Here is an 11949-nt window from a genome sequence, read left to right as displayed (position 1 = left end):
GAGGCCGGGGTGGGGGTCAATTGCAACGCCTTAGGCTCCCCCACCCGGCACGTTGTTCGCTTTGCTCACAACGCGCCCCCCTCCCCACAAGGGGGAGGGATAAGAACCGCTTGCGCGGGGACGACATCGAAAAAAATCGCGAAGCCAGACCCGCATGCAGCTTCAACGCCCACAATCGTCATCACCGGGCATAGCCGTTCGAAGAACGGCGTTCTAAAGAACGCCTATGACCCGGTGATCCACGCCTTGCTTGCAGATTTCCGAGTAAGGCGCGGATGGCCGGGTCATCCCCGATCAAGCCGAGGACAGGCGCCCGGCCATGACGGCCTGTGGTGAGTGTATGGCGCGCAAAACAAAACCGCCCACCTCTCGAAGAAGTGGGCGGCTCCGTAGCCAATCAGGGCGACGGGGCTGGTCTTATCCCTGCGGCTGATCGTTCGGCGGCGTCGGGCGCTGCTTGTGCTGCGCCATGAAGGCGTCGAACTCTTCCTTGTCCTTGGCGTGACGAAGGCGGTCGAGGAAGTCCTTGAACTCGGTCTGCTCTTCCTCGAGACGGCGCAGCGTCTCCATGCGGTAGTCGTCGAAGGCGCGGTTGCCGCTCGAAGGCGCGTAATAACCTCGGCCTTCCATCCGGCTGCGCATCCGCTCCATCTTGTACTGCATGCGCTCCATCTTATCGGCCCAGCGGCCGTGACGATCGTGAGACCAGCAACCCATGTTTCTGCTCCAGAGTGAGTAAGCGAGAGCGGCCAGACCCAGCGGCCACCAGATGATGAAACCGGCAACGATCAGGATGATCCGCCCGGGGTGAAAACGCGGCTGCCAGTCGTGCCGCGAGTCGAAGTTGTCGTGATGCGGTGCGGCCCAGTCCGGGCGGCCCCATCGGTCGAGACGTGCAGTGTTGGCGTTTGCGGTGTTCGCCATAGGCGTCCTCCAGTTTTCACGTTCCCGTGAATGTAAATAACATTTACATAGATAAAACATCCCGGGATTTTGTCAAGCGGGGTCCCCGAGGGGTCTCGAAAAATTATCTGGACGGGTGATGCTGGTCGGTCGGGAACCCGAGGCCTTTCAGGTAAATCAGCACGCCCGCTTCCAGCAGGTCCTCCGCCGACATCGGCAGCTTGCGGCGCGCCGCGTCGCCACGTCCGAACAGCGAAGCAATGCCGTGCGATATCGACCAGATATGGAGCGCCATCATCATCGCAGGCGGGCGCGGCACGCCTGGAGGCGCCATCGCCACCAGCCGTTCCGACGCCAGGCGAATGACTGCAAAGGCGCGTTCACCGGCCAGCAGCAAGGCAGGATTGGTCTCGATCGGAACGCCGGATTCGAACATCGCCGAGTAATAAGCGGGATTTTCCCGTGCAAAGGCGAGATAGGCTTTTCCAACTCGCTGAAACGCCGTCGGCGTATCGGGGCGGCCATCGTCCCACGCCGCAGCGAGTTGCGATTCAAATTGCTCGAAGCCTTGCTGCGCCACGCTTGCGAGCAACTCGTCGCGATCGCGGAAATGGCGATATGGCGCTGCCGGGCTGACACCAGCCGAGCGCGCGGCCTCGGCGAAGGTGAAACCCGCCGGGCCCTTGTTGGCAATCAGATCGAGCGCGGCCTGCACCAGCGCCTCTTTCAGATTGCCATGATGGTAGCCACCCTCGCGGCGGCCCCGGTTCTTGTGCCAGCTCATTTTTCGTATCTACTCATGTAAACTCCTTTTACATGAGTAACGCGCCGCCGTCACCAAGCCTTTGTCCCCGCTGGCGAAGGTCCGCAGATCAGATCGACCGTTCCTTTGGCGATGGCTTCCAGCTCTGCGCGCGGCAACCGGGCGCGCGAGCGGATCGCCAGCGCCTCGACCGTCGAGGCTCCGATCTGCGACAGGACTTGCACATTGGCCGTGGGCGGCAGCTCGCCTGTCTCCACCGCGATCTGAAACCGTTTCGCGAGCGTGCGCTGCGTCGAGCCGAGCGCCCTCTGCACCAGCGAGCGAATCTCCGGGTCGGCCATCGCTTCGGACGTCGCCGTCATCACCGTGAAGCAGCCGCGCGGGCCGTTTTCGCCGGCGAGATAGACGTCGAGCGCCGTCGTATAGATCTTTTCCAGCATCTGCCGCAGTGTCAGCGCCGGATCGAAGGCAGGCGCGAATGTCGCCGCCATCTCGGCGCGATAACGCTCATAGGCCTTCAGAAACAGCTCGCGCTTGTCGCCGAACGTCCCGTACAGGCTCGGCCGGTTGATTCCCATCGCCTCGCTGAGATCGTCGAGCGAGGTCGCAGCGAACCCGCCATCCCGGAACGTGTCCATCGCCTTGCCGAGCGCCACATCCGGCTCAAACGCGCGCGGGCGCCCGCGCTTTTTCGGCGCTTCGGAGATGACTTTTACCGGCTGTTTCTTTTTTTGTACCATATCGCAAATAATTCTCTTGACCGCATTTAATTTATGCGGAACGGTATAAAAATCAAGGACGGACCGGTTTCAACCAAGGAGACGCACCATGAAACTCTATTTCTCTCCCCTCGCCTGTTCGATGGCAACCCGCATCGCGCTCTATGAAGCCGGCGCCGACGCCCGCTATCTGGAAGTCGATCCGAAATCAAAGAAGGTTCTTCAGGACGATTCGGATTTCTTCGCGGTGAACCCGCTTGGCCTGGTGCCGGCCATCAGCACCGACGATGGCCTCATTCTCACCGAGAACGCGGCCATTCTTCAATATGTCGCCGATCGCTTTCCCGATGCCGGAATCGGATCGGGCACGGGCATTGAACGCAGCCGGTTGCATCAGTGGCTCTGTTTCATCGGCACCGAACTGCACAAGGGATTGTTCGTGACCCTGCTCGACAGGAAAGCGCCCGCTGACGTCCACGCCTACACGCTCAAGAAGGGACTCTCGCGGCTCGACTATCTCAACAGCTATCTCGAAGGCCGCGAATTCCTGCTCGACCATTTCAGCGTGGCCGATGCTTATCTCGGCACCATTCTGAACTGGAGCATGGCGACGCCGCAGATCGATCTCAAGAAATGGCCCGCGATCAGCGATTACCTCACTCGGTTCAAGACCCGCCCGAGCGTGATGAAGGCCCTTGCCGAGGAGTTCGAACTCTACAAGGCCGAGATCGCGCGCCACAAAGCGGCGGCATAACGGAAGCGTCTTCGTCATTCCGGACAACGCGCTTGCGCGTTGATCCGGAATCTCGATGAGTTCTGCTGGATTCCGGGTTCGCGCTACGCGCGCCCCGGAATGACAGACTATTTCTCGAGCAGTCTGCGCTCGGATTCCTTCAACGACCGGGAAAATACCCTCGCATCGTCGAAGGCGCGCGCCAGCACCAAGGCGCCCTGAATTTCCAGCACCGCATGCTCGGCCTTGCGGCGGGCAACGCTCTTGTCGTCGCCGTGACGCCGCAGCGCGGCGGCCAGCGCATCGACCCATCCGGCGAAATAGACCTTCACCTTTTCGCCGAACAAATCGCGCGATGCGCCAAGCGCGACCACGCCGACAAGGCAGACTCGCTGGCCCGAACGGAAATACCGATCCGTCGCGGCATACATGTCCGCGATGCCTTTCACGGGATCGGGCGCGGTGCGCAGCGGCGCATAAATACTGTCCGCGAACCAGCGATCGATCGAGGCGAGCACCTCATCCGCCATCTGCTCCTTCCCGCCGGGAAAGAAATTGTAAAGGCTGCCCTTGCCGAGGCCGGTGGCATCCGAGATCAGCGCAAGCGTGGCGCCCTCATAGCCATGCGCGCGGAACACTTCGGCCAGCGAGGCCAGAATGTCTCCGCGCGCGGTGTCGGTCTTTGCCATTGCAGTCCTCGTTAGCCTGCTCACTTCGGAACGGGAGCCAGGCCGGGAACATCCGCGGGACGCGGCCCCGGAGCCGGCCAGTGAAACCGCCGCTCCGCTTCCTTGATCGCGACGTCGTTGATGCTGGCTTCGCGGCGCTTCATCAAGCCGTGCTCGTCGAATTCCCAGTTTTCGTTGCCGTAGGAACGGAACCAGTTTCCGGCATCGTCATGCCATTCGTACTGGAAACGCACGGAGATGAAATTTTGATCGAACGCCCAGAGATCCTTGATCAGGCGGTACTCGCGCTCTTTCGCCCACTTGCGGGTGAGGAATTCGACGATCGCGGCGCGGCCCTGAAAGAACTCCGAGCGGTTCCGCCAGATGCTGTCCTCGGTGTAGGCGAGCGAGACCTTGACCGGGTCGCGCGAATTCCAGGCATCTTCCGCCATGCGCGCCTTCTGCGCGGCGGTTTCTCTGGTGAACGGCGGCAAGGGCGGACGCGACATGACGAAACTCCTGTTTGTACCGATAGGTACAACCTGTACCAGTTAGTACAATCCGTCAAGCACCGAACGCAAAAATCGTTGATGGAGCGAGAAATCTCAGGCCGCGTCCTGGTCGGCCTTCATGGCGATGCGCAGCGCCTTCGGAATCGGCCGCGCGCGGCCGCCCGAGACGAACGCGACCTTGACCCGCGCCTCAACCAGCACGTCGTCGCCGCGCCGGACTTCCTGCGCCAGCGTGATCGACGCGCCCCGGATGTCGGCGGGCACCGTCACGACGTCGAGCACGTCGTCCATCCGCGCGGGCTTGAGATACTCGATCTGCATCGAACGAACGACAAAGGCGAAACCCGGCGCTTCGCTCCGCGCTTCCGCGAACAGCGCATGCTGGTCGGCGCCGAGCAGCCGCAGATAGTTGGTGCGGCCGCGCTCCATGAAGCGCAGATAGTTGGCGTGATAGACGATGCCGGTGAAGTCGGTATCTTCGTAGTAGACACGCACCTGCATGACGTGCCTGCCGTCGCGGATCGATCCGTCGAGCATGTTGAGACCCTGCTTATTCATCGTTCTGCTCGAACATGCCGAACTGTGACGGATCGCGCGACGGCTCGGCGAGGCCGAGATGCCGGAAGGCGTGCGACGTCAACAGCCGCCCGCGCGGCGTGCGTTGCAGGTAGCCGCACTGAATCAGGAACGGCTCGATGATGTCCTCGATGGCGTCGCGCGGCTCGGACAGCGCAGCCGCCATCGTCTCGACGCCGACCGGGCCGCCGCCGTAATTCACCGCGATGGTCGCGAGATAACGCCGGTCCATCGCATCGAGACCGGCTTTGTCGACTTCGAGCGCGCCGAGCGCATTGTCGGCGATCTTGCGGTCGATGGCGCTCGCATCCGCCGCCGAGGCGAAATCGCGCACACGCCGCAGCAGCCGTCCTGCGATGCGCGGCGTACCTCGCGCACGCCGCGCGATCTCGTTAGCGCCGTCGGCTGTCATGCCGATGTTGAGCACACGCGCACCGCGGGTGACGATCTTTTCGAGTTCTTCTTCGGTGTAGAAATTCAACCGAACCGGAATGCCGAAACGATCGCGCAGCGGATTGGTCAGCAGCCCGGCCCGCGTGGTCGCGCCGACCAGTGTGAACTTGGCTAAGTCAATTTTCACCGAGCGCGCCGCCGGCCCCTCGCCGATAATGAGATCAAGCTGAAAGTCCTCCATCGCCGGATAGAGCACTTCCTCCACCTGTGGACTGAGGCGGTGGATCTCATCGATGAACAGCACGTCGCGTTCTTCGAGATTGGTGAGCAGCGCGGCGAGATCACCGGCTTTCGCAATCACCGGCCCTGACGTAGCGCGGAAGCCGACGCCGAGTTCGCGCGCAACGATCTGCGCCAGCGTGGTCTTGCCGAGACCCGGCGGGCCGACGAACAGCACATGGTCAAGCGCCTCGCCGCGCTTGCGCGCAGCGTCGATGAATACCTGAAGGTTGGCGCGCGCCTGCTGCTGGCCGACGAACTCCGACAGGTTCTGCGGACGCAGCGATGTATCGCCGATGTCGTCGGCGCGGCGCTCGGGGGTGACAATGCGGGGCGAAGTCATGTCTGATCCACGCTGAGATGCTTCACCTCTCCCGCTTGCGGGGGAGGTCGGCGAGCATCGCTCGCCGGGAGGGGGCCTGAACGGTGCATCCACGCTGCATTTCCCGCCCCCACCCCAACCCTCCCCCGCAAGCGGGAGAGGGAGCCGTATAGCGCGTGCAGCGGCGGCATTACCAACGTCGATGATCGGCGATCCGAACTCACTTCGACAGTTCCTTCAGACCCAAACGGATAAGCTGCGCGGTCTCGGCCTTGTCGCCGGCGTTGCGCGAGGCCGCGGCGATGGCGGCAGCAGCCTGCGGCTGACCGTAACCGAGATTGACCAGCGCGGAAATCGCGTCGGTGACCGGGCGCGGCGCGCGATTTTCATCGAGTGCGCCCGACAGATGCACGACCGCCGGATCGACCGTCGCAAAGGCCGGTGTCTTGTCCTTCAGTTCAGTGACAATGCGCTCGGCGACTTTCGGGCCGACACCCGGCGTGCGCGCCACCGCGGCCTTGTCGCGCAGCGCAATCGCATTGGCGAGATCGGACGGCGGCAAGGTGGAGAGTACCGCAAGCGCCACTTTAGCTCCGACGCCCTGCACGGTTTGCAGCAGCCGGAACCATTCGCGCTCCACATCGGTGCGGAAGCCGAACAGCTTGATCTGATCCTCGCGAACGTAAGTCTCGATCGACAACACCGCCGCGTCACCCGGCTGCGGGAGCGCCTGCAAGGTACGCGCCGAGCAATGCACCTGATAGCCGACGCCCTGCACGTCGAGGATCACATAGTCCTCGCCGTAGGAATCGATCAGGCCCTTGAGTTTTCCGATCATCGAAAGGCCTCGACGGGATACACGAACACAGAGGCAAACTTCCCCTCCCCCTTGCGGGGAGGGGTCGGGGGTGGGGGTCGCATAGGCAACGACTCGGAGTTACCCCCCACCCCAACCCTCCCCCGCAAGGGGGGAGGGAGCAGATCGCAGGTAACGTCACGCTCAATAATCCTGACTGGATCGATCTTTATCCAGAGATCATTAAATGAAGACGTGGATGGCCGGGACAAGCCCGGCCATGACGGCTGATATTGAACGACGTCCACGATCATCCGACCACCTTTTGCTTCAGCATCACGCTCTGGCGGTGATGGGCATGGGTGATGGCAATCGCCAGTGCATCCGCAGCATCCGGCGTCTGCGGGTTCGCCTTCGGCAGCAGCACGCCCAGCATCACGCGAATCTGGTTCTTGTCGGCGTGCCCTGCGCCAACCACGGTCTTCTTCACCTGGTTGGGTGCATATTCCGCGACCGCGATCCCGAACATCGCGGGCGCGAGCATGGCGACGCCGCGGGCCTGACCGAGTTTCAAGGTCGACGCGCCATCCTTGTTGACAAAGGTCTGTTCCACCGCGGCCTCCAGCGGCCTGAAATCGCCGAGTACGCGAGCGAGGCCTTCATGAATCGCCAGCAGACGCTCCGCCAGCGGCGAGGTCTCGCGGGACTCCACCGAGCCGCAACCGACATAGATCAGCCGGTTGCCGTCAATGTCGATCACGCCCCAGCCGGTCCGGCGCAGGCCGGGGTCAATTCCAAGAATGCGAATCGCGTTGGTTGCCATCTGCCGATCATACGCGAATCCGCCCCCGGCGTCCGGGGGTCACAACAGGGTCCCGCGCAGGATCAGCAACGCCGCGCTGAAGTAAATCATCAGCCCGGTGACATCGACGAGGGTCGCGACAAACGGCGCGGATGCGCTGGCCGGATCGAATCCAACCCTTTGCAGCGCAAAGGGAAGCATTGAACCTGCCACCGAGCCGAAAGTCACGACGCCGACCAGCGCCGCGGCCACCGTCAGTCCGACCAGCACCCAGTGCTCGCCGTAGTCGTAGATGCCGAGCTTCTGCCACAGCACTACCCGCACGAGGCCGATAACCCCGAGCAGCGCGCCGAGGATGAGACCGGTCGGCAGTTCGCGCAGCATCACCCGCCACCAGTCCGCCAGTTTCACATCGCGCAGCGCCAGGGAGCGGATCAGCAGCGACGTCGCCTGTGACCCGGAATTGCCGCCCGAACTCATGATCAGCGGAATGAACAGTGTCAGGACCAGCGCCTTCTCAAGCTCGCCCTCGAAATGCTGCATGACGCTCGCGGTCAGCATCTCGCTGACGAACAGCACGGACAGCCAGCCGCCGCGTTTGCGGATCATATCGAGGAGCCCGATCTGCATGTAGGGCTCTTCGGTCGCGGACATCCCGCCGAATTTCTGTACGTCCTCGGTGCTTTCCTCGATGATCGCGTCGATGATGTCGTCCACGGTCACGATGCCGAGCAGATGTCCGGCCTTGTCGATGACCGGCACGGCGAGCAGATCGTGCCGCGTGATCAGCCGGGCAACGTCTTCGCGATCGATCAGCGGAAATGTGGTGACGGGCTCGTGGGTCGGCGCCAACGTCAGGATATTCGCCAACGGCTCGCCCGAGATCAGCCTGCGCAAAGTCACCGCGCCGACCAGACGCCGCGTGACGGGGTCGAGCACATAGATCGCATAAACGGTTTCGCGGGAGCGCTCGACCTTGCGAATATGCTGAAGCGTCTGTTCGACGGTCCAGTTGCCGGGAACGCTGACGAACTCCGTCGTCATCATCGCGCCGGCAGTGTTCTCCGGATAGGCCAGCAGACCCACGATCGCCGCGCGCGACACATCGTCCAGCGCGCCCAGCAGTTCCGTCTTCGCAGGTTCCTCGAGGAGCTGGACGATGTCCGCCGCCATGTCCGCGGACATGCCCGCGAGCAAGGGGGCCGCGACGTGACGAGGAATCGCCTCGATGATCTCGGCGCCGAAATCCAGTTCGGGTTTGTCGAGAATCTCAATCGCGAGTTCACGCGGCAGCAGCCGCATCACGTCCGCGGCGTCGGACGGCGGGAGCGCGTTGAGAATTTCGACGGTGTCGGCGGTGTGCTCGCCGATCAGGCTTGCGGCCAGAACGGCCGCATTGAAAGCGCCTTCATCCGCGACGTGGATATCAGTCATAGCTCACCTTCGGGTTCTGCCGGCAACGGCAGGGGTCGGTGAGCCGGAGCGCTCTAGACCACTGGGACCGTTGTCGGCGAAATACGCGGACTGTCGCTTGGCATAGTTGATTGGTTTCCAGTGATGGGCGCCGAACGCGCGCGAACGCACCCTCCGCGGCTGACATGATCCCTCAGCAGCGCGGCGTCAAGAAAAAATCTTCGGGGGACCGTCCGGTGTTACGCGCTCATCTTGGCAGCGAGCGCGTCCGACACCTCGAAATTCGCATAGACGTTCTGGACGTCATCATGCTCGTTCAGCAGGTCGAGCAGCTTGAACAGTTTCTCGCCGGTCTCGTCGTCGACCGCGATGGTGTTCTGCGGCTTCCATATCAGCGCTGCCTTACGCGCTTCGCCGAACTTGGCTTCGAGGCCCTTGGCAACTTCGCGGAACGTCTCCGGCGAGGCATACACTTCATGGCCGTCCTCGCCGGATGCCACGTCATCGGCACCTGCCTCGATGGCCGCTTCCAGCATGGCGTCGTCGGATGCGACCTTGGCGTCGTATTCGATCACGCCGACGCGGTCGAACATGAACGACACCGAGCCGGTTTCGCCGAGGTTGCCGCCGGACTTGGTGAAGTAAGAGCGGATGTCGGAGGCCGCGCGGTTGCGGTTGTCGGTGAGCGCCTCGACGATCACGGCGACACCGCCAGGACCGTAGCCCTCATAACGGATCTCGTCGTAGTTCTCGCCGTCGTTGCCGATGGCCTTCTTGATCGCGCGCTCGATGTTGTCCTTTGGCACGTTTTCCGCGCGCGCCGCCGTGATCGCCAGCCGCAGGCGCGGATTCATCGCCGGGTCCGGGGTTCCCAGCTTGGCGGCGACGGTGATTTCGCGGGCGAGCTTGCCGAACATCTTGGACCGCATGGCGTCCTGTTTGCCCTTGCGGTGCATGATGTTCTTGAATTGGGAATGTCCGGCCATAGGGGTCTCTCGAGAATCGGGAATCGCAGGCATCATTAACGCAAGTGCCCGGCGGCGCGGCGTTATAGGCCCGGAACGGCGAAATTTAAAGGCAGATCGACCGATTTTGGTACGGCGGTGTGGGATGCCAGCCCGTTCGGCAGGCAAGAGTTAACCATGAGTTTAGGCGACGGTGCGATAATGCATGCCTGTTACTCATATTTCAGAGATTCCCTTATGGCGTTCGGACTTTTTCGGAAGCGGCTGCCAGAACAGGTCACGCCGGACATTGCCCCTGACGCGCCGGTAGCGGCGCCAGAGCCAATTGCAGCTCCCCATCACGATTCAGCCCGCGAAATCCTCGAACTGCTTGAACTCGAACTGGTCGCGATGATCCGCCAGCTCGAGCGGGCGGCCAATTCGGTGGCCAGCGGCGCGCAATCCACCGCCAGCACCCTGTCCGCCATCCGTCACCGCGCTGACGCCCTGACCGACCGCACCAGCGACGCGCAGGCCACCGCCGAAACCTTCTCGCAAGCCGCGGAAAAGTTCACCCAGTCCGCGCATGGCATCGGCACACAGGTGCGCGACGCCAGCAAGCTCGCTGATGAAGCCAGCGAAGCGGCGCGCGAGGCCAGCCTCAATGTCGAGCGGCTGCGGGAATCCTCGGCCGCCATCGGCAATGTCGTCAACCTGATCGCGACCATCGCCAAGCAGACCACCTTGCTCGCGCTGAACTCCACCATCGAGGCGGCCCGCGCCGGGTCCGCCGGCAGGGGGTTTGCGGTCGTCGCATCGGAAGTGAAGGCGCTGGCGGTCCAGACCCAGAGCGCCACCGAAGAAATCAAGCAGAAGATCGACGCTCTGCAACAGGACGCCGCGACATCATTCGAAGCTGTCCATCGCATCACCGCCGCCATCGACGCGATCAAGCCGGTGTTCGCACATGTCAACGGCGCGGTCGCCGAGCAAAACGAAACCACCGGCGAAATCACGCAGAACGCCGCATCGGCATCGCAGTTTATTTCATCGGTGGGAACGAGCAGCTCGGAAATCGACAACGCCGCCAGGGAAGCCGAAACCCATGGCGAGAGCGTTGCGCAGGCCGGCAAGGCCGTGACGATGTTTGCCGAAAAGCTGAAAACGCGCTGCGCGGTCCTGCTCCGCCAGAACGAGAACGAGGAGCGCAAGGCGGAGCGGATGCCGTGCCGCCTTCAGATCGAGATCGCGACCCGGTCCTCTCCGATCAAGGCCGAGGTGTTTGAGCTGTCCGTGGATGGCGTCCTGATCGGCGGCGCGGGTGCCGCTGCGATCCCGTTGCATGATGTGCTGAAAGCCACGCTGGAGGACATCGGCGCATGCAGTATCCGCGTCAGCGGACATACCGCCGGCGGCGCGCACGCCGAATTCGTTTCGAGCGATGCCGCGCTCAGGGACAGGATCGAAGACAAGGTCTGGAGCATACACGACGAGAACACTGAGTTCGTGACGCGGGCGATGGAAGCCGGCGATGCTATCACGAAGATTTTCGAGAGCGCCGTCGCGAAAGGCGACATCAGCCTCGATGATCTGTTCGACGAGGATTATGTGAAGATCGAGGGCTCCGATCCGGTGCAGTACCGCACGCGCTTCCTCGACTGGGCCGACCGCGCGCTGCCCGAGATTCAGGAGGCCATGCTGGCGCGCGACGCGCGCGCGGCATTCTGCGCCACCATCGACCGTAACGGCTATCTGCCGGTTCATAACAAGATGTACTCGCATCCGCAGCGCCCGGGCGACACCGCCTGGAACACGGCGAACTGCCGCAACCGCCGCATCTTCAACGACGCGGCCGGACTGGCGGCGGGCCGCAACATCCGCTCCTACCTGATCCAGAGCTACGCCCGCGACATGGGTAACGGCAAAACCATCATGATGCGCGAAATCGACGTGCCGATCCGCGTCAGGGGCCGTCACTGGGGCGGCTTCAGAACGGCGTATAAAATCTGAACGCTGCCAGCTAAATGGCAACTCACCGCCAACGCTGAGTTGTCATGGCCGGGCTTGAACCGACCATCCATCTGAAAAAACTCCGTCAAAGATGGATTGCCGGGGGCAAGCCCGGC

Annotated in this window: 13 protein-coding genes; 2 read left to right on the top strand and 11 right to left on the bottom strand. The window is 62.8% G+C overall.

The annotated features are described in order from the left end of the window. Nucleotides 1-417: 417 nt before the first annotated feature. From AC1Q6J_RS14955 to AC1Q6J_RS14945, 3 genes are all read right to left on the bottom strand, one after another. Nucleotides 418-924 carry a DUF2852 domain-containing protein gene (locus AC1Q6J_RS14955; RefSeq protein ID WP_492280053.1) on the bottom strand — a complete coding sequence of 169 codons (507 nt, stop codon included), beginning with the start codon at nucleotides 922-924 and terminating at the stop codon, nucleotides 418-420. A gap of 103 nt (nucleotides 925-1027) precedes the next feature. Further along, complete coding sequence (locus AC1Q6J_RS14950) at nucleotides 1028-1687, bottom strand: TetR/AcrR family transcriptional regulator (protein ID WP_492280052.1); 660 nt, start codon at nucleotides 1685-1687, stop codon at nucleotides 1028-1030. A 50-nt stretch (nucleotides 1688-1737) separates the two neighbouring features. Continuing rightward, nucleotides 1738-2406: a TetR/AcrR family transcriptional regulator gene (locus AC1Q6J_RS14945; RefSeq protein WP_492280051.1), complete on the bottom strand. Its 669-nt coding sequence runs from the start codon at nucleotides 2404-2406 to the stop codon at nucleotides 1738-1740. 88 nt (nucleotides 2407-2494) lie between these two features. Here AC1Q6J_RS14945 and AC1Q6J_RS14940 point away from each other — a divergent pair, with 88 nt between their 5' ends. Then, entirely contained in the window at nucleotides 2495-3139 is a 645-nt protein-coding gene (locus AC1Q6J_RS14940; RefSeq protein WP_492280050.1) for a glutathione S-transferase N-terminal domain-containing protein, read from the top strand. 107 nt (nucleotides 3140-3246) lie between these two features. On the opposite strand, the gene AC1Q6J_RS14935 is transcribed toward AC1Q6J_RS14940, so the two are convergent. The 8 genes from AC1Q6J_RS14935 to AC1Q6J_RS14900 all read right to left on the bottom strand — a co-directional run bounded on the left by AC1Q6J_RS14935 (nucleotide 3247) and on the right by AC1Q6J_RS14900 (nucleotide 9865). Beyond that, on the bottom strand, nucleotides 3247-3807 hold the full coding sequence (locus tag AC1Q6J_RS14935; RefSeq protein ID WP_492280049.1) for a TetR/AcrR family transcriptional regulator: 561 nt from the start codon (nucleotides 3805-3807) through the stop codon (nucleotides 3247-3249). A gap of 20 nt (nucleotides 3808-3827) precedes the next feature. Next, a complete protein-coding gene (locus tag AC1Q6J_RS14930) occupies nucleotides 3828-4295 on the bottom strand; it encodes a nuclear transport factor 2 family protein (RefSeq protein ID WP_492280048.1) in 468 nt (155 codons plus the stop codon). A 96-nt stretch (nucleotides 4296-4391) separates the two neighbouring features. Next, nucleotides 4392-4835 (bottom strand): tol-pal system-associated acyl-CoA thioesterase, encoded by a 444-nt coding sequence (gene ybgC, locus AC1Q6J_RS14925; protein ID WP_492280062.1) that lies wholly within the window; start codon nucleotides 4833-4835, stop codon nucleotides 4392-4394. Nucleotides 4836-4848: 13 nt separating this feature from the next. Further along, nucleotides 4849-5889, bottom strand: coding sequence for a Holliday junction branch migration DNA helicase RuvB (gene ruvB / locus AC1Q6J_RS14920; protein WP_492280047.1), 1041 nt, complete (start codon nucleotides 5887-5889; stop codon nucleotides 4849-4851). Between the two features lie 199 nt (nucleotides 5890-6088). After that, nucleotides 6089-6706 (bottom strand): Holliday junction branch migration protein RuvA, encoded by a 618-nt coding sequence (gene ruvA, locus AC1Q6J_RS14915; protein WP_492280046.1) that lies wholly within the window; start codon nucleotides 6704-6706, stop codon nucleotides 6089-6091. A 268-nt stretch (nucleotides 6707-6974) separates the two neighbouring features. Next, nucleotides 6975-7487, bottom strand: coding sequence for a crossover junction endodeoxyribonuclease RuvC (gene ruvC / locus AC1Q6J_RS14910; protein ID WP_492280045.1), 513 nt, complete (start codon nucleotides 7485-7487; stop codon nucleotides 6975-6977). A gap of 39 nt (nucleotides 7488-7526) precedes the next feature. Further along, entirely contained in the window at nucleotides 7527-8900 is a 1374-nt protein-coding gene (gene mgtE, locus AC1Q6J_RS14905) for a magnesium transporter (protein WP_492280044.1), read from the bottom strand. 218 nt (nucleotides 8901-9118) lie between these two features. Beyond that, nucleotides 9119-9865 carry a YebC/PmpR family DNA-binding transcriptional regulator gene (locus tag AC1Q6J_RS14900; protein ID WP_492280043.1) on the bottom strand — a complete coding sequence of 249 codons (747 nt, stop codon included), beginning with the start codon at nucleotides 9863-9865 and terminating at the stop codon, nucleotides 9119-9121. A 216-nt stretch (nucleotides 9866-10081) separates the two neighbouring features. On the opposite strand from AC1Q6J_RS14900, the gene AC1Q6J_RS14895 reads away from it, so the two are divergent. Further along, nucleotides 10082-11833, top strand: coding sequence for a methyl-accepting chemotaxis protein (locus tag AC1Q6J_RS14895; RefSeq protein ID WP_492280042.1), 1752 nt, complete (start codon nucleotides 10082-10084; stop codon nucleotides 11831-11833). Nucleotides 11834-11949: the final 116 nt, after the last annotated feature.

It is taken from the genome of Afipia sp. MLSD5-FHT05B12 (assembly GCF_058793355.1).
This window is presented reverse-complemented; position numbering and strand designations above follow the sequence as displayed.

Coding starts and splice junctions, on each gene's coding strand:
- AC1Q6J_RS14895 (WP_492280042.1), top strand. CDS start 10,082: ATGGCGTTCGGACTTTTTCGGAAGCGGCTGCCAGAACAGGTCACGCCG.
- mgtE (WP_492280044.1), bottom strand. CDS start 8,900: ATGACTGATATCCACGTCGCGGATGAAGGCGCTTTCAATGCGGCCGTT.
- ruvB (WP_492280047.1), bottom strand. CDS start 5,889: ATGACTTCGCCCCGCATTGTCACCCCCGAGCGCCGCGCCGACGACATC.
- AC1Q6J_RS14945 (WP_492280051.1), bottom strand. CDS start 2,406: ATGGTACAAAAAAAGAAACAGCCGGTAAAAGTCATCTCCGAAGCGCCG.
- AC1Q6J_RS14950 (WP_492280052.1), bottom strand. CDS start 1,687: ATGAGCTGGCACAAGAACCGGGGCCGCCGCGAGGGTGGCTACCATCAT.
- AC1Q6J_RS14935 (WP_492280049.1), bottom strand. CDS start 3,807: ATGGCAAAGACCGACACCGCGCGCGGAGACATTCTGGCCTCGCTGGCC.
- AC1Q6J_RS14930 (WP_492280048.1), bottom strand. CDS start 4,295: ATGTCGCGTCCGCCCTTGCCGCCGTTCACCAGAGAAACCGCCGCGCAG.
- AC1Q6J_RS14940 (WP_492280050.1), top strand. CDS start 2,495: ATGAAACTCTATTTCTCTCCCCTCGCCTGTTCGATGGCAACCCGCATC.
- AC1Q6J_RS14955 (WP_492280053.1), bottom strand. CDS start 924: ATGGCGAACACCGCAAACGCCAACACTGCACGTCTCGACCGATGGGGC.
- AC1Q6J_RS14900 (WP_492280043.1), bottom strand. CDS start 9,865: ATGGCCGGACATTCCCAATTCAAGAACATCATGCACCGCAAGGGCAAA.
- ruvA (WP_492280046.1), bottom strand. CDS start 6,706: ATGATCGGAAAACTCAAGGGCCTGATCGATTCCTACGGCGAGGACTAT.
- ruvC (WP_492280045.1), bottom strand. CDS start 7,487: ATGGCAACCAACGCGATTCGCATTCTTGGAATTGACCCCGGCCTGCGC.
- ybgC (WP_492280062.1), bottom strand. CDS start 4,835: ATGCTCGACGGATCGATCCGCGACGGCAGGCACGTCATGCAGGTGCGT.